Source organism: Streptomyces cinnabarinus (assembly GCF_027270315.1).
In the GTDB taxonomy this organism is placed as follows: domain Bacteria; phylum Actinomycetota; class Actinomycetes; order Streptomycetales; family Streptomycetaceae; genus Streptomyces; species Streptomyces cinnabarinus.
The window spans coordinates 5,880,628-5,904,411 of sequence record NZ_CP114413.1 but is presented as its reverse complement, the minus strand read 5'-3'; the positions used below and the strand labels follow the sequence as shown (position 1 = coordinate 5,904,411).

Genomic DNA, 23,784 nt, shown 5'->3' with positions numbered 1-23,784 from the left:
GCCCGCACCGACATCCTTGTTGGGCGGTTCGTCACACTACGGTTCCCCGGTCAGCAGCCGTTCCAGTGCCGCGCGGTCCGGGAGGTCCTCCGGACGGACGATCTCGCCGCCGCGCACGTACAGGAACGCGGCGCTGACGGACTCCAGCGGCACCCCCTGCTGCTCGGCCCAGGCGACCCGGTAGACGGCCAGCTGGAGCGGGTCGGCGCTGCGGGTGCGGTGGGTCTTCCAGTCGACGATCTCGTACGTCGCCCGCTCGCCGTCGCCCTCTTTGTAGACGGCATCGATGCGGCCGCGGACGACGCGGCCCGCGAGGGCGAGCTGGAACGGGGCCTCGACGCGGTAGGGCGTGCGGTGGGCGTACTCGGTGCGCTCGAAGGCCTCCTTGAGCACCTCCAGGTCCTGTTCGTCGGCGATCTCGGCCTCGCTGCCGGGCAGTTCGTCCGGTTCCAGCATGGGCAGGGTCAGTGGCTCGAACCGGGCCTCGACCCAGGCGTGGAAACGGGTGCCGCGTCGGGCCGCGGGCTGCGGCGGGCGGGGCATGGGGCGGGCCAGCTCCTGGGCCAGGCCGTCGGGGTCGGCGGCCAGGCGCAGCACCTGGGAAGCGGTCAGGGAGGCGGGCAGGGGTACCTCGGTGACGCTGTCCCGCGCGCGGAGCAGCTCGCCGGTGAGGGCGTCGAGGTCGCGGTCCCAGGAGGCGATGGTGCGGGCCTCCTCCGGCGTGAGACTCGCGCGGTCGGGGGCCTGCGCCTGGTGCGGGACGGTGGGGCGTTCCGCGGTCCAGGAGTCCCAGTCGTCGTCGAGGGGCTCGTCGTCAAAGGGGCCGTCGTCGAAAGGGTCGTCCTCGACGGGGCCTTCTTCGAGAGGTTCCTCTTCAGGGATGCCGTAGACGCCCTCGTCGTCCGGGGGCGGTGGCCACTCCGGGTCGTGCGTGGCCGCCGGGTCGGCGTCCGCGGGGGAGCCGAGATTCTCCAGGTACGTCAGGACCGTCTCGGCGGCCGCCCTGCGCCGGGCCAGTGCCGCGTCGTCCAGAGGGAGCGGCCAGACCTGGTCGGCGTCGGTGGCGTGGAGCGCCGGGTTCTCCTCGTCCTCGGCGGGCTCGTCCGCCCAGGCCTCGATCTCGCCGTACCCGGCGGCGCAGTGGTCGTACAGGGCCTGGAGGAAGTCGGAGGGGCCGCGGGGCTTCTTCTGGCTGGGGCCCCACCAGTGGCCGGAGCCGAGGAGCAGGGAGCGGGGGCGGGTGAAGGTGACGTAGCCGAGGCGCAGTTCCTCGGTGTGCTGGTGCTCCTTCATGGCCTCGTGGAAGGCCTTCAGGCCGCGCGAGTCCCAGGCCGCGACGTCGGGCAGGGTGTCGGCGTCGCCGCGCAGGGCGTGCGGCAGCACCTTGCCCTGGGAGGTCCACTTCTCGCGGCCCTGGCCGCTCGGGAAGGTCCCGGTGACCAGGCCGGGGACGGCGACGACGTCCCATTCGAGGCCCTTGGACTTGTGCGCGGTGAGCACCTTGACGGTGTTCTCGCCGCCCGGGAGGGCGTTGTCGAGGCCCTTCTCGTACTGGGCGGCGGTGCGCAGGAAGCCGAGGAAGGCCAGCAGGCTCGCCTCGCCGTCACCGGCGGCGAAGGAGGCGGCGATGTCCAGGAAGTTCGACAGGGTCTCGCGGCGGCGGGCGGCCAGGGCGTGCGGGGACGCCGACAGCTCGACCTCCAGGCCGGTGACGGCGAGGACGCGGTGCAGGACGTCCATCAGCGGGTCGGACAGCGAGCGGCGCAGGTCGCGCAGTTCGGTGGCCAGGCGGGCGAAGCGCACGCGCGCGTCCGGCGAGAACGGCAGCCCGTCGTCGTCCCCCGGCCCGTCGAAGGGCGTCTCCAGGAACGTGTCCAGGGCGTCCGCGAGCGATATCACCTCCGCGGGGTCGACCCCCTCGACGGCCTCGGCGAGCCGGCGGTCCGGGTCGTCGTCGCCGTCCACGCGCGCGTGGGACACCAGACGGCGGGCCCGGCGCCCCAGGAGGGCGAGGTCGCGCGGGCCGATGCGCCAGCGCGGGCCGGTCAGCAGCCGGACCAGGGAGGCGTTGGCGCCGGGGTCCTGGAGGACCTCGCAGACGGCGACCAGGTCGGCGATCTCGGGCAGATGCAGCAGCCCGGACAGGCCGACCACCTCGACGGGGACGTCCCGGGCCACCAGCGCGCCCTGGATCTCGGCGAAGTCGGTGGCCGTACGGCACAGGACGGCGATCTCTCCGGGGGCCTTGCCGGTGTTCACCAGGTGGGCGATGGAGTCGGCGATCCAGGCCATCTCCTCGGAGTGGGTGGGCAGCAGGGCGCAGCGCACCAGGCCGTCGCGTTCGGCGCCGGGGGCCGGGCGGAGGGCCTCCACGCCCGCGTGCATGGCGCGCAGCGGCCCGGCGAGGCCGTTGGCGAGGTCGAGGAGGCGGCCGCCGCTGCGCCGGTTCTCACTGAGGGCCTGGCGGGTGGCGGAACGGCCGTCCGCGCGGGCGAAGTGTTCGGGGAAGTCGTCCAGGTTGGCGACGGAGGCGCCGCGCCAGCCGTAGATGGCCTGGCAGGGGTCGCCCACGGCGGTGACCGGATGTCCGGTGCCGCCGCCGAACAGGCCCGCCAGCAGGACGCGCTGGGCGACGGAGGTGTCCTGGTACTCGTCGAGGAGGACCACGCGGAACTCGTCGCGCAGGACGCGGCCCACCTCGGGGATTCCGGCGAGCTGTGCGGACAGGGCGATCTGGTCGCCGAAGTCGAGCAGATCGCGTTCGCGCTTGGCGGACCGGTAACGGCCCACCAGCTCGGCCAGTTCGCGGCGCGCGGCGAGGGTCTCGGGGACCTTGCGCAGATCGGCGTTGGTGAGCTTGACGCCGTGCAGGGTGAGCAGCAGCTCGGCGTCGTGGGCGCGCAGCGCCGCGGGGCGTACGAGGTGCTCGGCGAGTTCGGCATCGAGGGCGAGCAGGTCGCTGACCAGGTCGGCGAAGGAACGGGTGAGCGCCGGGTAGGGGCCCGGAGCCTCGCGCAGCACGCGCGCGGCGAGCTGGTAGCGCGTGGCGTCGGCGAGCAGGCGGGAGGTCGGTTCGAGGCCGATGCGCAGGCCGTGGTCGGTCAGCAGACGGCCCGCGAAGGCGTGGTAGGTGGAGATCACCGGCTCGCCTGGCGGGTTGTCGGGGTCGATGACGTCCGGGTCGGTAACGCCCGCCTTGATCAGTGCCTTGCGGACGCGCTCGGCGAGTTCACCGGCGGCCTTGTTGGTGAAGGTCAGGCCGAGGACCTGTTCGGGGGCGACCTGCCCGGTGCCGACCAGCCACACCACGCGCGCGGCCATCACCGTGGTCTTGCCCGACCCGGCTCCGGCCACGATCACCTGCGGGGCGGGCGGCGCGGTGATGCACTCCGTCTGCTCCGGGGTGAACGGGATGCCGAGGAGCTCCTTGAGCTGATCGGGATCGGTGATACGTGGCGGCACCTCAGAGAGGCTAGCGGCGGCCACTGACAACGGATGCCGAATCGGCCGTCGTGAAGGGAGAAGGGCAGGTCAGCACGTGTGGTGCTGTCCGTCACTCGACCACGTGCCGCCCCTCCGGGCGCGCGCTGCACGACGCCCGGAACGCGCAGTGCGCGCAGTGCTGGCCGGCCGTGGGCGAGAACCGTTCGTCGAGGACCTTTCCGGCGGCGTTGGCCAGCAGCTCGCCGACCCATTCGCCCTCCAGCGGCTCCTGGGCCTGCACCTTGGGCAGGCTCTCGCCGCCGTCCCGCTTGGCCGCGCCCTGCCGCAGCTGGACGAGTTCGGCGCCGCCCGGCTCGGGACGCTCCCCGTCGAAGGCCTCGTCCACGACGCCCTCACGGACGGCGAGCTGATAGACCGCGAGCTGCGGATGCCGGGCCACCTCGGCCGAGCTGGGGGCCTGCTTGCCGGTCTTGAAGTCGACGACATAGGCGCGGCCCTCGCCGTCGGCCTCGACGCGGTCCATCTGGCCACGGATACGGACCTCGTAGTCGCCCGCTTCGAGGGTGACGTCGAAGTCGTGCTCACTGGCGACCGGCGTACGGCCCGCGCGGTCCGTGACATGCCACTGGAGGAAGCGTTCGAGCGCCACGCGCGCGTGCTCCTTCTCCTGTGCGGACTTCCACGGCGCGTCGAAGGCGAGCGCGTTCCACACGGAGTCCAGGCGCTCCATGAGGACGGCGAGATCGGCCGGGGTGTGCCCGGAGGCGACCTCGTCGGCGAGGACGTGCACGACGTTGCCGAAGCCTTGGGCGACGGTCGCGGGCGCGTCGGCCTTCACCTCGCGGCCCAGGAACCATTGCAGGGCGCAGGTGTCGGCGAGCTGGGCGAGGGCGCTGCCGGAGAGCACGACGGGCTGGTCGCGGTCGCGCAGCGGCACCTTGCTCTCGGTCGGCTCGAACATGCCCCACCAGCGGTAGGGGTGGGCCGAGGGGACCAGCGGGCGGCTGTCCTCGTCGGTGAGCGCGGCGAGCCTGGCCAGGCGGCGGGCGGCGGCCTCCCTGAGCCCGTCGGACACGCGCGGGTCGACGGTCGTGGCGCGCAGCTCGGCGACGAGTGCCGCGACGGACAGGGGGCGCCGGGGGCGTCCCGTGACGTCCTTGGGTTCGACGCCGAGCTCGGTCAGGAAGCGGGAGGGCTGGTCACCGTCGTCCGCGGGAGCCTTCACCGCGGTGACGACGAGGCGCTCACGCGCGCGCGTGGCGGCCACGTAGAACAGGCGGCGCTCCTCGGCGAGCAGCGCGCCCGGGGTCAGCGGTTCGGCGAGTCCGTCGCGGCCGATCCGGTCGGCCTCCAGCAGGGAGCCACGGCGGCGCAGGTCCGGCCACAGTCCCTCCTGGGCGCCCGCGACGACGACCAGGCGCCATTCGAGGCCCTTGGAGCGGTGCGCGGTCATCAGGCGTACGGCGTCGGGGCGCAGGGCGCGGCGGGTGAGGGTGTCGGCGGCGATGTCCTCGGCCTCGATCTCCGCCAGGAAGTTGAGGGCGCCGCGGCCGCCGGTGCGCTCCTCGGAGCGGGCCGCGGTCGCGAACAGCGCGCATACGGCGTCCAGGTCACGGTCGGCGTTGCGCCCGGCCGCGCCGCCGCGCCGGGCGGCCCGCTCCAGGCGCCCGGGCCACGGGGTGCCCTCCCACAGATCCCAGAGCGCCTCCTCGGCCGTACCGCCGTCCGCGAGGCGTTCACGGGCCTTGCGCAGCAGCGCGCCGAGCCGCTGCGCGCCCCGCGCGTACACCGGATCGTGCGCGACCAGCCGCTCCGGCTCGGCCAGCGCCCGCGCGAGCAGCTCGTCCGACGGCGGGGGCAGGGCGACTCCGGCGGCCCGCTCCTCGTCCCGCAGAGCACGGCCGAGGCGGCGCAGATCGGCGGCGTCCATACCCGCCAGGGGGGAGGCGAGGAGGGTCAGGGCGGTCTCGGTGTCGAGCCAGCAGGGGGTCGTGTCGGGGGCATCATCGTCGGCTTCGACTTCGGCTTCGGTGGCGGCCTCATCCGGCTCCGCTTCATCCGCCGTCGCATCCGCAGCCGCGCCCCCGTCACCGCTCCCCCGCGCCTCCGCCTCCGCCACCGCGCGCAGGGCCGTCAGCAGGGGCGCCACCGCCGGTTCGTGGCGCAGGGCCAGGTCGTCGCCGTCGATGTCCAGGGGGACGCCGGCGGCCGTGAGGGCGCGGCGGACCGTCGGGATCGTGCGGGAGCCCGCGCGGACCAGGACGGCCATCTCGCGCCAGGGCACGCCGTCCTCCAGGTGCGCCCTGCGCAGGATGTCGGCGATGTTGTCGAGTTCCGTGCCGGGCGTCGGGTACGTGTACACCTCGACGCGGCCCCCGTCCCGGACGGGCGCGAGTTCGCGGTGGGCGCGGACCTTGTCGGCCGGGAGGCGGGTCAGCGGCATCCGCTGGGTGAGCAGCCGGGTCGCCGCGAGCAGTGTGCCGCCGGAGCGGCGGGAGGTGCGCAGCACCGCCACGGGGGCCGGACGGCCGTCCCCGCGCGGGAAGGCCCGCGGGAACTCCAGGATGCCGTTCACGTCGGCGCCCCGGAAGGCGAAGATCGACTGGTCCGGGTCGCCGAAGGCAACCAGGGTGCGGCCGCCGCCCGCCAGCGCGTGCAGCAGCCGTACCTGGGCGGGGTCGGTGTCCTGGTACTCGTCGACGAACACGGCGTCGTACTGGTCGGCGAGCTGCCTGGCGACCTCGGGGCGGTGGGCGAGGAGCACCGCGCGGTGGACGAGTTCGGCGTAGTCGAGCACGCCCTGGAGGTCGAGGACATCGAGGTACTCGGCGAGGAAGGCGGCCGCGGCCCGCCAGTCGGGGCGGCCGATCCGGCGGGCGAAGGCGTCCAGGGCGCCGGGTGCGAGGCCCAGTTCGCGGCTGCGGGCGAGGACCGCGCGGACCTCGTCGGCGAAGCCCCGGGTGGTCAGGCAGGCGCGCAGTTCGTCGGGCCAGCGCACATGGGCGAGGCCAAGCCGCTCCAGGTCCGGCTGGCCCGCGAGCAGTTCGCGTACGGCCACGTCCTGCTCGGGGCCGGACAGCAGTCGCAGCGGCTCCACGAACAGCTCGCTGTCCTGGTGGGCGCGGACCAGGGCGTAGCAGAAGGAGTGGAACGTGGTCGCCCTCGGGGCCCGCGCGGCGCCGGTGCGCAGCGCCATGCGGTCGCGCAGTTCGACGGCCGCCTTGCGGCTGAACGTCAGCACCAGGATGCGCGCGGGGTCGCCGCCGCGGGCGATCCGCTGCGCCACCGACTCCACCAGCGTGGTGGTCTTTCCGGTGCCCGGACCTGCGAGAACGAGCAGCGGGCCGGCGGTGTGGTCAACCACGGAGCGCTGCGCGGCGTCCAGACGAGGGGGGTCCACCCTGGCCGGCGGGGTACGGACCAGTCGGTAAGCGCCACGACTCCCCTGCCGCACCTGGGGGTGCGGCAGGCGTCCGGTGGAGAAAGAGGAGCTCACGTGGTTCGCCGGTCCTGGTGGGTGTGCTGGTTGGCTGGCCACCGCGCGTGGAGGGCGGTGGCGGCGGGATGAGGGGGACGCGTGCAGCCGACGCTACGCCGACGGATCCGGCGGAAGCAGGGCTTCCGATTCATCCCTCGGGGCGCTCGCGCCACATGCGTCCCTCGACTCACGAACGTACGTCATGCCACGGATGTGCCCTTCTTCCCCCGTACGGATCACAGGTCACACCGCGGCCTGGCGGATGGCGGAAGCTGTCAGGTGTGACCTTCCGCGCGTTCACCGCCGTCCCATCGCGCCCGTTTCATGTCGAGGCGCGGCAGGTGTCCCTCGGTGGTCCGGCCGGCCTCCTTCAGCGGGGTGCCCTCGTCGCGGTAGTGGCCGAGGGCCCGCAGTTCGTGCCCCGGGAGCAGCGCCCCGTCCGAGCGGACGACACGCCACCACGGCACCGCGCCGCCGTACAGGGCCATCACCCGGCCGACCTGTCTCGGGCCGCCCTCCTGAAGCCACTCGGCGACATCCCCGTAGGTCATGACGCGCCCGGGCGGAATCAGTTCGGCGACTTCGAGGACCCGCTCGGCGTACTCGGGCAGCGCGTCCGCGTACTCCGGGCGGGCGTCCTCCGGAAGGCTCTCCTCGCTCATCCGCCCCATCCTGCACCACCCCACCGACAATGTGACGGGCCCGCGACGGTGCGTGGCCCTCGCCCCCGGACGGCGCTTCCGGCAGACTGTGCGCCCCCGCATCTGCACCCTGACGCCCCCGCGTGTCGGTGGGGCATGCCACCATCGTGCGGGCGGTGACCGTTGATACGAGATCAAGAAGAGACGATGAAGCAGCAGGGTGTGCACCCCGAGGATGCGGAGAGCACCTCTGAGGCTTCGTCGCGCCCGGACGCCGCCGACGACAGGAAGGGCGCGGCCACGAACGACGCCGACAAGCCCACGGGGTACGACGAGCCGCACACCGACGAGGTGGAGGGCGACGAACCGCTGCTCCCCGCGCGCGTGCACCGTCCCTCCGACCTCATGCGGTTCCTGGTGGGCGTCCTGGCGGTGGCCGTACTGATCGCCATCGCCGCGTTCGCGCACGGCACCACCTCGGGTCTCGAACAGGACATCAACAAGGGCACCGGCCAGGCGCCCGACCTGCTCATCAAGATCGCGGGACTCGCCTCCAGCATCGCCATCCTGCTGGTTCCGGTCGCGTTCGCGATCGAACGGCTGATCAAGCGCGACGGGCTGCGCATCGCCGACGGTGTGCTCGCCGCCGTCCTCGCGCACGGTGTGACACTCGCCACCGACCTCTGGGTCGCCAAGGCCGCCCCCGACTCGATCCAGGAGGCGCTCACACAGCCCTCCCCCGGCGACATCAACGCCCTGACCGACCCGGTGCACGGCTATCTGGCCCCGGTCATCGCGTACATGACGGCGGTCGGCATGTCCCGTCGGCCGCGCTGGCGCGCGGTGCTGTGGATCGTGCTGATGCTCGACGCCTTCTCGATGCTCGTCACCGGGTACACCACACCGTTCTCGATCATCCTCACGGTGCTGATCGGCTGGTCCGTGGCCTACGGCACGCTGTACGCGGTCGGCTCCCCCAACGTCCGCCCCACCGGCCGGACCCTGATGGCGGGCCTGCGGACCGTCGGCTTCCGCCCGGTGAGCGCGGCCCGCGACGAGACCCCGGACCACGGCGACAGCGGAGACCGCGGCCGGCGCTACTTCGTCACCCTGGAGGACGGCCCACCGCTGGACGTCACCGTGGTCGACCGGGAACAGCAGGCGCAGGGCTTCTTCTACCGCGTCTGGCGCAATCTGACGCTGCGCGGCATCGCCACGCGCCGCAGCCTCCAGTCGCTGCGCCAGGCACTGGAGCAGGAGGCGCTGCTCGCCTACGCGGCCATCGCGGCCGGCGCCAACGCCCCCAAGCTGATCGCGACCTCCGAGCTGGGCCCCGACGCGGTGATGCTGGTCTACGAGCACAGCGGCGGCCGCACGCTGGACTCGCTCGCGGACGAGGAGATCACCGACGAGCTGCTGCGCAACACCTGGCATCAGGTACGGGCCTTGCAGTCCCGCCGTATCGCGCACCGCAGGCTCGCGGGTGACGCGATTCTGGTGGATCGTTCCGGCACGGTGATCCTCACCGATCTGCGCGGCGGTGAGATCGCGGCCGGTGAGCTCCTGCTGCGCATGGACATCGCGCAGCTCGTGACGACGCTCGGACTGCGGGTGGGCGCCGAACGCGCCGTTGCCTCGGCGGTCGGCGTCCTCGGCCCCGACGCCGTGGCGGACTGTCTGCCGATGCTCCAGCCCATCGCGCTGACGCGCTCCACGCGCGCGACGCTGCGCCGACTGGCCCGGGAGCGGGCGGAACGCGAGCGCGAGGCGGTCCTGGATGCCTCCCGGCTGGCCAAGCAGGCGCGCGCGGAGGCCGCCGCCGAAGAGGCCGTGCCCGTCCTGGAGAAGGCCGACAAGAAGGCCGTACGCGCCCAGGCCCGCGCCGAGAAGCGGGCCATCGACGAGGCCATCGACGAAGCGCGCGAGGAGGATCTGCTCACCCAGATCCGGCATCAGGTACTGCTGATCAGGCCGCAGGCTCCGGTCGAACCGGCCCGCCTGGAGCGCGTCCGGCCGCGCACGCTGATCAGCTTCATCGCCGGAGCCATCGGCGCGTACTTCCTGCTGACGCAGCTCACCCACATCGAGTTCGGCCCGCTGGTCGCCAACGCCGAATGGGGCTGGGTGGCCGCGGCCGTGCTGTTCTCGGCGGCCAGCTACTTCGCGGCGGCGATGGCGCTGCTCGGCTTCGTGCCGGAGCGGGTGCCGTTCATGCGGACCGTGGCGGCGCAGGTCGCCGGGTCCTTCGTGAAGATCGTCGCGCCCGCCGCGGTCGGCGGCGTGGCCCTCAACACGCGCTTCCTGCAACGCTCGGGCGTGCGCCCCGGGCTCGCGGTGGCGAGTGTGGGCGCGTCGCAGTTGTTCGGGCTCGGCTGCCACATCCTGATGCTGCTGTCCTTCGGCTATCTGACCGGTACCGAGAAGACGCCCTCGCTGTCGCCGTCCCGGACGGTCATCGCGGGTCTGCTGACGGTCGCGGTGCTCGTGCTCGTGGTGACCTCGGTGCCGTTCCTGCGCAAATTCGTCGTCACGCGCGTGCGGTCGCTTTTCGCGGGCGTGGTGCCGCGCATGCTCGATGTGCTCCAGCGGCCCCAGAAGCTGATCACCGGCATCGGCGGCATGCTGCTGCTGACGGCGTGCTTCGTGATGTGCCTGGACGCCTCCATCCGAGCCTTCGGCGACGAGCAGACCTCGATCAGCCTCGCCAGCGTCGCGGTCGTCTTCCTCGCGGGCAACGCGCTCGGCTCCGCCGCCCCGACCCCGGGCGGTGTGGGCGCGGTGGAGGCGACCCTGACGGTCGGTCTGATCGCGGTGGGCCTGCCCAGCGAGGTCGCCGCCCCGTCCGTCCTGCTGTTCCGGCTGCTGACCCTGTGGCTGCCGGTCCTGCCGGGCTGGCTGGCGTTCAACCACCTCACACGCAAGGGCGCGCTCTAGCAGGGCGGCCCCGCACCTCCTACGGCCCGTACCTCTTACGGCCCGCGCCCCGAGCGTCCGGTCGTGCGCGACCGCAGGATGGGATCATGCCGAACCCCTCCCGCCTGCGCGCCGCAGTCCTGACCGCCACCCTGTTGATTTCCCCGCTGCTGACGGGGTGCGGCGAGGACTCCGAGGACGAGGATCTGACGGCCCAGCAGCTGAACTGGGAGGACTGCCCGGCCCCTTCCCAGGCCGAGGGCGGCGGCAGCGCCCCCTCCCCGCTGCCGAACGGCGACGAGTGGCAGTGCGCCACCATGAAGGCGCCCCTGGACTGGTCCGAGCCCAAAGGGGACACGATCGGCCTCGCGCTGATCCGCGCGGAGGCGAGCGGCGACAAGAGCGAGCGCATCGGCTCGCTCCTGTTCAACTTCGGCGGCCCCGGCGGCTCGGGCGTCACCACGCTGCCCGCCTTCGGTGAGGACTACGCGGCCCTGCGCACCCGGTACGACCTGGTCAGCTTCGACCCGCGCGGGGTCGGCCGCAGCGCGCCGGTGAAATGCGAGAACGACCAGCAGCTCGACGCCTTCTTCCAGCAGGACGCGACCCCGGACGACGCCGCCGAGCGCACCGAGCTGCTGGACAGCACCAAGGAGTTCAACGCGGCCTGCGAGAAGAACTCCGAGAAGATGCTGCCGCGTGTGCGCACCACCGACGCGGCCCGCGACATGGATCTGATGCGCCAGGTCCTCGGCGACGACAAGCTCCACTACTTCGGCATCTCCTACGGCACCGAACTCGGCGGTGTGTACGCGCATCTGTTCCCCGAGCGCGTCGGGCGTGCCGTCTTCGACGCGGTCGTCGACCCGACGCAGAACCCCGAGCAGGGCTCGCTCGGCCAGGCCAGGGGATTCCAGCGGGCGCTCGACAACTTCGCCGAGGACTGCACCTCGAAGATCGAGGACTGCCCGATCGGCGACAGCGCGCAGGACGTGAAGGACCGTATCGCCGCACTGCTGGCGGAACTCGACCGCAAGCCGCTGCCGGGCATCTTCCCGCGCGACCTGACCCAGACCGCCGCGACCAACGGCATCGCGCAGGCACTGTACTCGCAGGACTTCTGGGAGTACCTCACCGAGGGCCTCCAGCAGGCGTACGACGGTGACGGCAGGATCCTGATGCTGCTCTCCGACTCGATGAACGGCCGCAGCGAGAACGGCGAGTACAGCAACATCACCGCGGCCAACGTGTCCATCAACTGCGCCGACGACAAGCCGCGTTACACCGCCGAGTTCGTGGAGTCGAGGCTGCCGGAGTTCCGCGCGGCCTCGGAGCTGTTCGGCGACTTCCTGGCCTGGGGCATGGTCAGCTGCACCGACTGGGCCGTGGACGGCGCCGCCGACCACCCCGATGTGAGCGCGCCCGGATCGGCCCCGATCCTCGTCGTGGGCAACACCGGCGACCCGGCCACGCCCTACGAAGGCGCCCGGAGGATGGTGCAGGCGCTGGGCGAGGGCGTGGGTGTCGAGCTGACGTACCGGGGCCAGGGACACGGGGCCTACGACAGCAAGAACAAGTGTGTACAGAACGCGGTGAACGGCTATCTGCTGACCGGGAAAGTGCCCACGGCCGGCACGGTCTGCACCTGACAACCCCGGGAGGGCAAGATAAACCCGCAGGTCAGAAGATTATCCACAGGCTGGGGCAGGTCTCGGGGACTATGCCTACTATGGCCTGACCGCCATCCGCTGCACGGTGCGGACGGCCTGCGAGGGGGGTAGTGCACATGGCGCGTTTCCTACGGTGGGCGGCTGCGACGGCCGCCGCCGGGCTCCTGGTGACCGGGTGCAGCTCGGGGAGCGACGAGGGCGGTGACGGCAAGGCCGGCGAGGAGACCAGCAGAACCCCGTCGGCCTCCTCCGGAACCTCGGGGACCAAGGTGCCGTTGCCTGCCTCCCTGACGTCCCAGAAGCTCGACTGGGGCGAATGCGAGGCCACCGAGGGCTCCGCCCCTCCGGGCGGCGACTGGCAGTGCGCGACGCTCAAGGTGCCGCTGGACTGGACGAAGCCGAAGAGCAGGACCATCGGGATCGCCCTGATCCGCTCCGAGGCTACCGGCGACGACCGCATCGGCTCGTTGCTGTTCAACTTCGGTGGCCCCGGCGGCTCGGGCGTCTCGATGATGCCGTACTACGCCTCCACCGCGTCCGAACTGCACAAGCGCTACGACCTGGTGAGCTTCGACCCGCGCGGGGTCGCCTCCAGCGAGGGCGTGCGCTGCCGCAGCGACCAGGAGATCCAAGCCGCCGAGTCGGTGGACGCCACGCCCGACACCCCGGCCGAGGAGACCGCGTACCTCAAGGACGCCGCCGCCTTCGGCCAGGGCTGCGAGAAGTCGGCCGGCAAGCTGATGGCCCATGTGTCGACCACCGACACCGCCCGCGACATGGACCTGCTGCGCCAGGTCCTCGGCGACGACAAGATGCACTACTTCGGCATCTCCTACGGCACCGAACTGGGCGGTGTGTACGCCCACTTGTTCCCGCAGAACGTGGGGCGGCTGGTCCTCGACGCGGTCGTCGACCCGAGCGCCGACACCGTGGACCACGCCAAGAACCAGGCCAGGGGCTTCCAGCGGGCGCTGAACAACTACCTGAAGTCCACCGGGCAGGATCCTCAGGAGGGCTCACGGAAGATCGCGGACATGCTGGACCGCATCGACGCGAACCCCCTGCCGACGTCCTCCGACCGGAAGCTGACGCAGTCCCTGGCGGTCACCGGCATCGTGCTGCCGCTGTACAGCGAGTCCAGCTGGCCGACCCTGACCAGCGCCCTGGAGGCGGCGGAATCGGGGGACGGCTCGGAGCTGCTGACGCTCGCCGACGGCTACAACGAGCGTGACGCGTCGGGCAGCTACGGCACGACGACCCACTCACAGCGCGTCATATCGTGCTTGGACGCCAAGCAGCGGCCGACCGCCGAGGAGACGAAGAAGCTGCTGCCCGAGTTCGAGAAGATCTCGCCGGTGTTCGGCACGTTCCTGGGCTGGGACACGGCCGGCTGGTGCCACGACTGGCCGGTACCCGGCCAGCACGACACCCCCGAGGTCAGCGCAGCGGGAGCGGCGCCGGTCCTGGTCGTGGGCAACACCGGCGACCCGGCCACGCCGTACGAGGGCGCCCGCAAGATGGCGGACGAGCTGGGCAAGGACGTCGGTGTGGTCCTCACCTGGAAGGGCGAGGGACACGGCGCCTACGGCAGTGGCAGCGGCTGCGTCGACTCCACGATCGACGACTACCTGCTCTCCGGCACGGTCCCGAAGGACGGCAAGGTCTGCTCCTGACGCGAACGGGGGCCCCAGACGCCCAAGGCATCTGGAGCCCCCGCCGCGCCGGCCGGGAGACCGGCTCAGTAGACCGGCTTGCTCGGTTCGATCTGGTGGACCCAGCCGATGACGCCGCCGCCGACGTGGACCGCGTCGGAGAAGCCCGCGGACTTCAGGACCGCGAGCACCTCCGCGCTGCGGACGCCCGTCTTGCAGTGCAGGACGATCTTCTTGTCCTGGGGGAGGCCCTCGAGGGCGGTGCCCATGAGGAACTCGTTCTTCGGAATCAGCTTGGCGCCGGGGATCGAGACGATCTCGTACTCGTTGATCTCACGGACGTCGATGATCTCGATGTTCTCGCCGTCGTCGATCCACTCCTTGAGCTGCTTGGGAGTGATCGTGGAGCCGGCCGCCGCCTCCTGGGCCTCCTCGGAGACGACGCCGCAGAAGGCCTCGTAGTCGATGAGCTCGGTGACGGTGGGGTTCTCGCCGCAGACCGCGCAGTTCGGATCCTTGCGGACCTTGACCTGGCGGTACTGCATCTCCAGGGCGTCGTAGATCATCAGGCGGCCGACCAGCGGCTCGCCGATGCCCGCGAGAAGCTTGATGGCCTCGTTGACCTGGATGGAGCCGATGGACGCGCACAGCACACCCAGCACGCCGCCCTCGGCGCAGGAGGGGACCATGCCCGGCGGCGGGGGCTCCGGGTAGAGGCAGCGGTAGCAGGGACCGTGCTCGGACCAGAAGACCGAGGCCTGGCCGTCGAAGCGGTAGATCGAGCCCCAGACGTACGGCTTGTTCAGCAGCACACAGGCGTCGTTCACCAGGTAGCGCGTGGCGAAGTTGTCGGTGCCGTCGACGATCAGGTCGTACTGGCTGAAGATGTCCATCACGTTGTCGGCTTCGAGCCGCTCCTCGTGAAGGATCACGTTCACGTACGGGTTGATGCCGAGGACGGAGTCGCGCGCGGACTCGGCCTTGGAGCGGCCGATGTCGGCCTGGCTGTGGATGATCTGGCGCTGCAGGTTCGACTCGTCGACCTCGTCGAACTCCACGATGCCGAGGGTGCCGACGCCCGCGGCGGCCAGGTACATCAGCGCCGGCGAGCCCAGGCCGCCGGCGCCCACACAGAGCACCTTGGCGTTCTTGAGCCGCTTCTGCCCGTCCATCCCCACATCGGGAATGATCAGGTGGCGGGAGTACCTGCGGACCTCGTCTACGGTGAGCTCAGGAGCTGGCTCGACCAGGGGTGGCAGCGACACGGGGGCTCCGTTGGTCGGTTCATCACTACGGTTGTTCTCTCCGTAACAGTGCCATGGCCTTTTTCATTCCGAGACACCCGTTCCGATCCGCGAGACGATTTCGTCCCAGTAGCCGGGCATGGTCTCCCAGGGATCGGTGCGGCCGCAGCCGTCCGTGCGGTCGGTGAACCAGATCGTGGCGGCCCCCTGCCAGCGGGCGACGCGCAGCGCTTCCTCCAGATGGCCGAGGGGCACTCCGTGGACGAAGTGGCAGAAACGGTCGGGGGGATAGTCCGCGGTCCACTCCGCCACCTGCGACCAGCGGTAGTCGCTCCACGGGCCGGAGAAGGTGACCAGCTGGTCGGCGTGCTCGGCGTAGCCGGGGTAGGGATGCGTGCCGTGGCCGAGGACGATGTGGGCGTCGTCACGCAGCGCCCGGAGTGTGGTGACCGTGCGCCGGATCTCGGGGAGCGCGGTCCGCTCTGTGGGACAGCGGTCCAGCAGGAAGCCGTCGACCTGGTACCAGTCGAGATAGCGGTGGGCCTCGGAGATCACCTCCCCGAAAGGGCTGGCGCCGTAGGTGGTGTCCAGCCGGCCGAGGACCCGGACACCGGCGGTGCGCAGCCGGGCGGCCGCCTGCAGGCAGTGCGGGTCGGGGCGGCTGCCGGGGCCGTCGGAGACATTGAGCGCGGCCCAGTGCACGGGGGTGCCGGGGCGGGTGAGTTCGGCCCACTCGGCCGGGGCGACGAGGGGGTGGGCGAAGCCGGGCACGCCGAGGCCGGTGCACAGGCCGGTGCCGGTGCTGCCGGGTTTGGTGCTGGTCAGATGCGGCATGCCGCCTCCATCCAGATGTCTGCGAGGGACTCTTCGAGGTTGATCCGGGGCCGCCAGCCGAGCCGGTCGCGCGCGGTGCGCACATCGGCCTGCTGCCAGCTGCCGCAGCCATCCGGGTACGGGTACGCGACGGGGGCCGCGTGGTCGGACTCGGAGCGCGGGTGGCCGATGGACGCGCGCAGCGGGCCGGGCGGGCCGTCGAGTTCGTGGAGGGCGCCGCCGTATCCCGCCACCCGGGCGAGGACCGCGGCGGCGTCGCGCAGCCGGACGGCGCGGCCGGAGCCGATGTTGATGACCCCCTGCGCGGCGGAGAGGGAGGCCGCGTGCACGGCGCGGGCGACGTCGCGCACGTCGACGAAGTCGCGCTGGGCGCCGAGTCCGGCGAGTTTGAGCTCGCCGTCGCCGGACTGCATCGCGCGGCGCATGGCCTCGGCGAGGCGGCCGAGCGGGGAGCCGGCGGGGGTGCCGGGGCCCGCCGGGGAGAAGACCCGCAGCACCACCGCGTCCAGGCCGGAGCCGAGGACGAGTTCGGTGGCGGCGAGCTTGCTCACGCCGTACGGGCCGCCGGGCCGCGGGACGGCGTCCTCGGCCGTGGAGGAGCCGGGCTGACTGGGTCCGTACTCGGCGCCGCAGCCGATCTGCACCAGACGGGCGCCGCAGCCGCTGCGGCGCAGCGCCTCGCAGACGGTGGCGACGGCGACGGTGTTGTGGCGGGTGAGTTCGCGGGCGCCGCCGCGGGTGGCGCCCGCGCAGTTGACGACGACGCCCGGGTGGACCGCGTCGAGGAAGCGGGTGAGGGCGCCGGGGCTGCCGGACGCGAGGTCGAAGCGCACGTCGGCGTCGTCGCCGCGGCCCAGCGCGGTGAGCTGGACGGCGGGGTCGGCGAGCAGACGGTCGGCGACATAGCGGCCGAGGTAGCCGTTGGCTCCGATCAGCAGGACTCTCATCGCGCGGCTCCCGGGGCCGAGAGCTCGGGTCGGGAGGTGATCATGTGGGGTTCTCCTTCGAAAGGACGGTGCGGGACCTGCGCGTGCGGCGCGTCAGCACGGGACGTCCGGCGTGGCGTGGGCCGAGGCTCGGGTCAGGGTGCGGGAGGAGTGGATGAGCAGGGTCAGGGCGCCCGCGCCGCAGACGAGCGTGGGCACGGCGCCCGGGCCCCAGGTGGTGACGAGGAACTCCACAGGCGTGGCCAGGAAGGCGCAGCCGGGGAGCCGGGCGGCGAACGCCGAGGCGAGCGCCAGGGCCTCGGCGGCCGTCGCGACGGTGAGGACCAGGGCGGGCGCGTGGGTGAAGCCGTGGGCGGCGAGAAGGCGGGCGAGCAGGAGCAGGGCGCCCAGGGTGAGGATCTGGGGGTAGGCGGCGGGCTCGTCGAGGGCGATTCCGGACAGGGCCAGCAGTGCGGTGAGGGCGGCGAGGTACAGGGCGAACGTGCCGAGCAGCAGCGGTCGTACGGCGGTGGCGTACTCCTCCAGGCCCCGGCTGGCCGCGAGTCTGCGACGGGCGCGGGCCGCGAAGAGGTGGGCGCACCAGACCGCGGGGGCGCAGGACAGGGAGAGGGCGAGGACGCCGGCGGCGGCCGAGGGCCAGGCGCCGCCCGGGGAACCTGTGGGCGGGGCGTCGGGGCCACCGGTGAGGGCGGCGCTCAGGAGCGCGTCACCCAGGGCCGCGTAGGCGATCAGCCAGCAGGTCCAGGCCGCGGTGGGGCGTTGGACGCGGTCCGCTAGGCGCAGCGGGCCACGGGACAGGGACGCGCGCAGGGCGAGGGCCACGGCCGGCGCGCCCACGACGGCCACGATCAGCCGGGGCTGTCCTTCGGTGAGCCGCAGGCCGGTCACGGTCGCCGCGCACAACACCCCGGGGAGCAGGGCGAGTACGGCCCCGTCGGCCCGCGCCCTGGGGGCGTCCGGGGTCGTGGTGCGTGCCGGGGCGTCGCCGTCGCGGGGCACGCGCGCGTACATCTCCTCCGCGAGCGAGAACACGTCCCGGTGCCGGAAGCGCCCGGCGGTGCGATCGGTGACGCCGTGCGCCTCCAGTCCCGCGGCGATCTCCAGGGGGTCCACGGCCCGCTCGCACAGCTCACGGTGCCGGTGCATCAGCGCCTTCACCGGGTCGACGGTCGTGCGCCGCCCGGCGGTCTGCGGACGCTCGCCGGCGGGCGCGGACCGCGGCTCGCCGGACTCCACTACGACGGACTCCGGTACGGCGGACTCCGGCATGTCCGTCTCATCCCCCGCCCACTCCTTGGACCGCACGTCCCAGCCCCCGGGGCTGCTCGGTCTCCCGGGGCGGTCCAGTTCGCCCAGTCCGCTCATCGCGCGCCCTCCACGGCCACGTGGGGAGTTGCCCGTACCGGCGGTCCCGCCGCCGCCCAGCCGGGGCCCGCCGCCCAGCCGGGGCCGCCGCGGGCCACCAGCCGTGCCGCCGGACCGGTCCAGCGGCCGGGGACATGGGCCTCGGCGGGTACGGCGAACGGCAGCGGCTCGCCCGTCTCGTCCAGAACAACCCGGCGCACCGGGCAGCGCGCGACGATCTCCAGGTAAATGCCGTGAAATGCCGCGACGTTCTGCTCGACGGTGAACAGTTCGAGGGCACGCGCTCGTGCGGCCGCGCCCAGGCGCGCACGGCGCTCGGGGTCGCGCAGCAGTGCCACGCACGCCTCCGCGAGCGCACGCGGATTGCGCGGCGGCACGACGAGCCCGGTGCCGCCGATGACCTCCACCACCGCGCCGACGTCCGTCGACACCGTCGCGCGGGCGCAGAGCATCGCCTCGACCAGGCTGATCGGGAAGCCCTCGACGACGCTGGACAGCACGGTCACGGCACCGGCGGCGTACGCGTCGGCAGCCGTCGGCAGCTCCGGTCCACCGATCTCCTCGAAGGAGACGGGGTTGTCGCCGACGGCGTGCAGACCGACCGCCTCGTCGGGAAAGAGCTGCGCGGCCAGCGCCTTGCAGTGGCCGAGATAGGCCTCGCCCTCGGCACCCGCGGCGGCACCGACGATGCGCAGCCGCGCCTTCGGCTCCTCCTTGCGGATCTCGGCGAAGGCGTGCAGCAGCGACACCAGGTCCTTGGCGGGCTCCACCCGGCCGACCCAGACCAGCGTGTCCGGGTCGGCGGCCTCCGGGGCCTCGCCGACCTCCGAGAAGCGGGCGGCGTCCATGCCGGGATAGACGGTGCGCAGCTTGGCGCGGTCGGCACCGCAGTGCTCCTGCCAGCGGCGGGCGTGCGCGTTGCCGGGGGTGATGACCTCGGCCCGCCGGTAGATCTCGGCGGCCAGCCGGCCGTGGAAGGCGGCGAGCAGCGCCCGTACGGCGGGCGGCGCGTCGGTGGCCGCGAGGTAGTGCGTGCGCAGCCGCACGCCGTACTCCGTCACCAGCAGAGGTACGCCGGAGAAGTGGCGGGCGAGCAGTCCGGGCAGGGCGGCCGGCCCACCGGAGGCGGCGTGGCAGAGGTCGACCGAGCCCAGGCCGTCGTCCTCGTACCAGTCGAGCGAGAGGGGGCGCAGCGCGCGTTCCAGGTGCGCGGCGACAGTGAGGAGCTCGGGTACGCGCACCTCGCGCGCCGTGCGGAGGGCGCGCGGCGCACGACACGCGCCCTCCAGAGCGCGCACGGCGGTCTCGGAGCGCAGCGCGCCGGCCAGGCCGCCCTCGTCACGCGCGAGTTCGGCCAGCCCGTACAGCGCGTTGCCGAAACGGTCCGCCACGTCATCCGACGCGCCTTCGGAACACACGCCCCCGTTGTGCGCACCCCCGCCGCGAGCCTCGTCCGCACCGGCGCACAACACCGCCGCCAACGCGCCGTAGTGCTCGCTGAAGCGCCGGCGCGCACGCCTGCCGTACGCCACCCCGTCTTCCTCCGCGCTCCACAGCGGCGCCGTCCGCACCCGTCGGACCTGCGAGGGCAGCGGGACCCAGCCCTCGTCCTCCTGGCGCTCGCTGCGGCTGAGCGCGTAGACGTCGAACTCGTGCTGCCCGAGCCCGCGCACGAGCCGGTCGCACCAGAGCCTGGCGTCACCGCTCACATACGGATAGCCACCCTCCGTAAGCAGTCCGATGCGCACGAGCGCACCCCCGATCTCCCGTAAGGGGAGCCGCCGTTGACCCGACGGCTCGCAGCGGGACGAACGTATGCGGACAAGGCGGTGGCGCGACGGACGGTTGTCCATCGCGCCACCAAAAGGGGTGAACGGTCGTAACTTTCCCGTGCGGGTCGCGTTTCGTCGCGCTAAGAGATCATGCAGTTACGTTTCGTTAGGTCACGGCCAATTCCCGCCGCTCGACCCGCCGTCGGGCGGCGAGAGCCGGGTCGAGGGCCGGTACGGCGGCCAGCAGCCGACGGGTGTACGCCTCGCGCGGGCGGTCGTACACAGCATCGGCCGGGCCCTCTTCGACGATCCTCCCGTCGCGCATCACCGCGACCCGGTCGCTCACCTGGCGGACGACGGCGAGGTCGTGCGCGACGAAGACGAGCGCGAGTCCGAGTTCGCGCTGCAACTCGCCGAGAAGGGCGACCACCTGGGCCTGTGTGGTGACGTCGAGCGCGGAGACGGGCTCGTCGCAGACGATGACGCGCGGGTCGGCGGCGAGCGCCCGCGCGATGCCCACGCGCTGTCGCTGTCCCCCGCTGAACTCGTGCGGGTAGCGGTCGTAGTGCGCCGCTTCGAGCCCCACGCGCTCCAGCAGTTCCCTCACGCGCCCCCTGATGAGCCCCTCGTCCCGCTCTCCCCGCGCACGGAGCGGGGCCGCGACCGACTCGCCCACGGTGCGCCGGGGATTGAGGGAGGAGACGGGGTCCTGGAAGACCATCTGCACCGCCGGATCGACGCCCACGCGCGCGTGCCCCGCGTGCCGGACCTCGCCCGCCGTGGGCCGGAGCAGCCCGACGAGCATCCGCCCGAGGGTGGTCTTCCCGCTGCCGCTCTCCCCCACGATGCCGAGCGTCTCGCCCCGGCGGACGGTGAGCGACACCCCGTCCACGGCCGTGACCGCCCGCCTCCCCCGCCCGAACACCCGGCTGAGCCCACTCGCCTCCAGCACGACCTCCTCCGAGACCGCCGACTTCTCCGAGACCGCCTCCTCCGAAGCCGCTACGTCCCCCGATGCCGCTACGTCCCCCGATGCCGCTACGTCCTCCGAGACCGCTGAAGACGACGCCCGCGGCGCGTCCACGCGCGGGACGGCACCGAGCAGCTCACGCGTGTACGGCTGGGCCGGCGATCCCAGGACGGCGTCGACCGGCCCGTGCTCGACGACCCGCCCGTGCCGCATCACCAGCACCTCCTCGGCGCTCTCGGCGGCGACTCCGACGTCGTGCGTGACGAGCAGCAGCCCCATGCCGGTCTCCGCGCGCAGGGCGTGCAGCAGGTCGAGGATCTGGGCCTGCACGGTCACGTCCAGCGCGGTGGTCGGCTCGTCGGCGATCAGCAGCCCGGGCTCGCAGGCCAGCGCCATGGCGATCAGGGCGCGCTGGCGCATGCCGCCGCTGAACTCGTGCGGGCGCGCGCGGGAGCGCCGTACCGGGTCCGGGATGCCCACCCGGTCCAGTACCTCCACCGCACGCGCGCGTGCCGCGCGCCGGGACGCGCGGGTGTGCACGCGGTACACCTCGGCGATCTGGTCGCCGATCGCGTAGTACGGGTCCAGGGACGACAGCGGGTCCTGGAAGACCATCGCGGCCCTGGCGCCCCGCAGCCGCCGTATCTCCTCCTCCGACGCCTCCTCCACGTCGACCCCGGCGACCCGCACCGCGCCGCTCACCCGCGCCCCCGTACCCCGGTGCAGCCCCAACAGGGCGGCCGCGGCGGTGGACTTGCCCGAGCCGGACTCCCCGACCAGGGCGAGCGAGCCGCCCCGCGCCAGCCGGAAGGACAGGTCGTCGACGGCTCTCAGGTCGCCGAACTCCACGGAGAGGCCGGTGACTTCGACCAGGCTCATGCCAGCACCACCCTTCGGTCCGCCACCGCGTACAGCACATCCGCCACGGCGTTCGAGACGACGACGAAGAACCCGATGACGAGGACCATGCCGACCACGACGGGCAGGTCGACCACCTGGACCGCATGGACCAGTTCCCGACCGATTCCGGGCAGTCCGAACAGCGTCTCGGTGAGCACCGCGCCGCCCACCGCCGAGCCCACGTTGTTGGCGTTGAGCGCGATGACCGGCGCGAACGCCCCGCGCAGCGCGTGCCGCCCGACCACCGACCGCTCCCCCACGCCATACGCGCGGAAGGTGCGGATGTGGTCCTCGGCCAGTGTCTCCAGCATCGACGCCCTGGTGAGCCGGGCGAACGCGGCGGCCTCGATGAGGGCGAGCGAGAGCCAGGGCAGCAGCAGGTTCCAGGCCCACTGCTCGGGGTCCTCGGTGAGGTTCACGTACTGCGGGAAGGGCAGCAGCCGCAGCTCACCGCAGACGACGATCATCAGGATCAGGCCGATGACGAAGACCGGCGTGGCGGTCCCGGCGAGGGTGACGCCGGTGAGGATCCGCTCGGAGAGCCGGCCGCGCCGCCATGCCGAGAGCACCCCGGTGCCGACCCCGAGGACCAGCCACAGCACCATAGCGCCGAGCACCAGCGAGAGGCTGACCGGGAGCTTGGCCAGGATCAGCCGGGTGACCTGCTGGTCGCTCTGGTACGACAGCCCGAGGCAGGGCGCCGGGCAGTGCTGCACGGCGGTGCCGGTGGAGTAGTCCCGGCCCGCGACGATGCCCTCCAGGAAGTGCCAGTAGCGCGCATACAGCGGGTCGTCGAGGTGCAGTTGGTCCGCGACCTGCTGGACCTGGACGGGCGAGCAGCGCGGACCGCAGGTGATCTGGGCGACGTTGCCGGGGGTGACGTAGAAGACGACGTAGATGATCACCGAGATCGCGAGCAGGGTGACCAGGGCGCCGAGCGTGCGGCGCACGACGAAGTTCATGCCCCGGACTCCCTCTTGAGGCCCGTTCCGACGCGCAGGCGGGAGGCCGCGCGGGGGTCGAGGGCGGTGCGGACGCCGTCGCCGAGGACGGTCAGGGCGAGGACGGTGACGAACAGGGCGCCCGCGGGCAGCAGCAGGTACTGCGGGGCGGCCTGGTACCAGACATCGGCGGAGGTGAGCATCTGTCCCCACGACGGGGTCGGCGGCTTCACCCCGACGCCGAGGAAGGACAGGGCGGCCTCGACGCTGATGTTGGACGGGACGAGGAGCGCGGCGTAGGTGATGACGGGCGCGGCGACTCCGGGCAGCAGTTCGCGGCGGGCGATCCGGAGGGTGCCCCAGCCGCTGAGCCGGGCCGCGGCGACATAGTCGAGCTCCTTGAGGGTGAGTGTGCGGGCGCGCACGATCTTCGCGATGTTGCCCCAGCCGATCAGACCGATGACGAGGGCGACCAGCACGGGCCGCGGGAAGCTCGACGGGACGATCGCCAGCAGCGCCAACGCCATGATCATCAGCGGCATGGCGATGATGATGTCCGTGCACCGGCTCAACAGTTGATCAACCCATTGACCACCGAGCGCGGCCCCGAGCCCCATCGAGACACCGATCAACATCTGGACGACGGTCGCGGCCAGCGCGACCCCCAGCGACACCCGCGCGCCGTACACCAGCCGCGCGAACAGGTCCCGCCCGGTCTGCGGCTCGACGCCCAGCCAGTGCTCGCCGCTGACGCCTCCGAAGGACCCGATCGGCACCCCTCCGCGCGCGGAGTCCACCAGGGCGGGGTGATAGGTGGTCGGGTCCTGGCCCTCCAGGGCCGTGAGCAGGGGTGCCGCGAGCGCGACGAGGATCAGCAGCGCGACCGCGCCTGCCGCGACCAGGGCGGCGCGCTGCGTCCGCAGCCGCCGCCGGAACCGACGTGCCCCCGAGGCGCCCGGGGCGGCGCTGACCGCCCCGGGCGCGTCGACGGCGACAAGTGCCTCACTCATCGC

At 72.7% G+C, this 23,784-nt stretch carries 14 protein-coding genes; 3 read left to right on the top strand and 11 right to left on the bottom strand.

What is annotated here, in order from left to right:
• Positions 1 to 36: 36 nt before the first annotated feature.
• The 3 genes from STRCI_RS26815 to STRCI_RS26805 form a co-directional block, all read right to left on the bottom strand.
• On the bottom strand, positions 37 to 3,462 hold the full coding sequence (locus STRCI_RS26815; protein WP_269661528.1) for an ATP-dependent DNA helicase: 3,426 nt from the start codon (positions 3,460 to 3,462) through the stop codon (positions 37 to 39).
• A 91-nt stretch (positions 3,463 to 3,553) separates the two neighbouring features.
• Complete coding sequence (locus STRCI_RS26810) at positions 3,554 to 6,940, bottom strand: ATP-dependent helicase (protein WP_269661527.1); 3,387 nt, start codon at positions 6,938 to 6,940, stop codon at positions 3,554 to 3,556.
• Between the two features lie 257 nt (positions 6,941 to 7,197).
• Positions 7,198 to 7,584, bottom strand: a complete 387-nt coding sequence (locus STRCI_RS26805) for an MGMT family protein (protein WP_015657964.1) — start codon at positions 7,582 to 7,584, stop codon at positions 7,198 to 7,200.
• A gap of 186 nt (positions 7,585 to 7,770) precedes the next feature.
• Here STRCI_RS26805 and STRCI_RS26800 point away from each other — a divergent pair, with 186 nt between their 5' ends.
• From STRCI_RS26800 to STRCI_RS26790, 3 genes are all read left to right on the top strand, one after another.
• Positions 7,771 to 10,497, top strand: coding sequence for a lysylphosphatidylglycerol synthase transmembrane domain-containing protein (locus STRCI_RS26800; protein WP_269661526.1), 2,727 nt, complete (start codon positions 7,771 to 7,773; stop codon positions 10,495 to 10,497).
• An 86-nt stretch (positions 10,498 to 10,583) separates the two neighbouring features.
• Positions 10,584 to 12,125 carry an alpha/beta hydrolase gene (locus STRCI_RS26795; protein WP_269661525.1) on the top strand — a complete coding sequence of 514 codons (1,542 nt, stop codon included), beginning with the start codon at positions 10,584 to 10,586 and terminating at the stop codon, positions 12,123 to 12,125.
• A gap of 137 nt (positions 12,126 to 12,262) precedes the next feature.
• Positions 12,263 to 13,819 carry an alpha/beta hydrolase gene (locus tag STRCI_RS26790; RefSeq protein ID WP_269661524.1) on the top strand — a complete coding sequence of 519 codons (1,557 nt, stop codon included), beginning with the start codon at positions 12,263 to 12,265 and terminating at the stop codon, positions 13,817 to 13,819.
• Positions 13,820 to 13,884: 65 nt separating this feature from the next.
• Here the strand turns inward: STRCI_RS26790 and moeZ are convergent, their stop codons facing one another.
• From moeZ to STRCI_RS26750, 8 genes are all read right to left on the bottom strand, one after another.
• On the bottom strand, positions 13,885 to 15,063 hold the full coding sequence (moeZ, locus tag STRCI_RS26785; protein WP_269661523.1) for an adenylyltransferase/sulfurtransferase MoeZ: 1,179 nt from the start codon (positions 15,061 to 15,063) through the stop codon (positions 13,885 to 13,887).
• Positions 15,064 to 15,126: 63 nt separating this feature from the next.
• The gene (locus STRCI_RS26780) at positions 15,127 to 15,876 is read right to left on the bottom strand and encodes a spherulation-specific family 4 protein (protein ID WP_269661522.1); all 750 of its coding nucleotides are present in this window, start codon (positions 15,874 to 15,876) and stop codon (positions 15,127 to 15,129) included.
• Positions 15,864 to 16,823 carry an NAD-dependent epimerase/dehydratase family protein gene (locus STRCI_RS26775; protein ID WP_269661521.1) on the bottom strand — a complete coding sequence of 320 codons (960 nt, stop codon included), beginning with the start codon at positions 16,821 to 16,823 and terminating at the stop codon, positions 15,864 to 15,866. The genes STRCI_RS26780 and STRCI_RS26775 overlap by 13 nt, the downstream gene beginning before the upstream one ends.
• A 93-nt stretch (positions 16,824 to 16,916) precedes the next feature.
• Entirely contained in the window at positions 16,917 to 18,188 is a 1,272-nt protein-coding gene (locus tag STRCI_RS26770; RefSeq protein WP_269661520.1) for a hypothetical protein, read from the bottom strand.
• Positions 18,185 to 19,936, bottom strand: a complete 1,752-nt coding sequence (locus tag STRCI_RS26765) for a DUF3492 domain-containing protein (RefSeq protein WP_269661519.1) — start codon at positions 19,934 to 19,936, stop codon at positions 18,185 to 18,187. Before STRCI_RS26765 ends, STRCI_RS26770 begins: the two co-directional genes overlap by 4 nt.
• A 190-nt stretch (positions 19,937 to 20,126) precedes the next feature.
• Positions 20,127 to 21,809, bottom strand: a complete 1,683-nt coding sequence (locus STRCI_RS26760; RefSeq protein ID WP_269661518.1) for a dipeptide ABC transporter ATP-binding protein — start codon at positions 21,807 to 21,809, stop codon at positions 20,127 to 20,129.
• Complete coding sequence (locus STRCI_RS26755) at positions 21,806 to 22,792, bottom strand: ABC transporter permease (RefSeq protein ID WP_269661517.1); 987 nt, start codon at positions 22,790 to 22,792, stop codon at positions 21,806 to 21,808. Before STRCI_RS26755 ends, STRCI_RS26760 begins: the two co-directional genes overlap by 4 nt.
• Entirely contained in the window at positions 22,789 to 23,781 is a 993-nt protein-coding gene (locus tag STRCI_RS26750) for an ABC transporter permease (RefSeq protein ID WP_269661516.1), read from the bottom strand. The genes STRCI_RS26755 and STRCI_RS26750 overlap by 4 nt, the downstream gene beginning before the upstream one ends.
• Positions 23,782 to 23,784 lie beyond the last annotated feature (3 nt).

Coding starts and splice junctions, on each gene's coding strand:
- STRCI_RS26805 (WP_015657964.1), bottom strand. CDS start 7,584: ATGAGCGAGGAGAGCCTTCCGGAGGACGCCCGCCCGGAGTACGCGGAC.
- STRCI_RS26800 (WP_269661526.1), top strand. CDS start 7,771: ATGAAGCAGCAGGGTGTGCACCCCGAGGATGCGGAGAGCACCTCTGAG.
- STRCI_RS26795 (WP_269661525.1), top strand. CDS start 10,584: ATGCCGAACCCCTCCCGCCTGCGCGCCGCAGTCCTGACCGCCACCCTG.
- STRCI_RS26790 (WP_269661524.1), top strand. CDS start 12,263: ATGGCGCGTTTCCTACGGTGGGCGGCTGCGACGGCCGCCGCCGGGCTC.
- STRCI_RS26780 (WP_269661522.1), bottom strand. CDS start 15,876: ATGCCGCATCTGACCAGCACCAAACCCGGCAGCACCGGCACCGGCCTG.
- STRCI_RS26775 (WP_269661521.1), bottom strand. CDS start 16,823: ATGAGAGTCCTGCTGATCGGAGCCAACGGCTACCTCGGCCGCTATGTC.
- STRCI_RS26770 (WP_269661520.1), bottom strand. CDS start 18,188: ATGAGCGGACTGGGCGAACTGGACCGCCCCGGGAGACCGAGCAGCCCC.
- STRCI_RS26760 (WP_269661518.1), bottom strand. CDS start 21,809: ATGAGCCTGGTCGAAGTCACCGGCCTCTCCGTGGAGTTCGGCGACCTG.
- STRCI_RS26755 (WP_269661517.1), bottom strand. CDS start 22,792: ATGAACTTCGTCGTGCGCCGCACGCTCGGCGCCCTGGTCACCCTGCTC.
- STRCI_RS26750 (WP_269661516.1), bottom strand. CDS start 23,781: ATGAGTGAGGCACTTGTCGCCGTCGACGCGCCCGGGGCGGTCAGCGCC.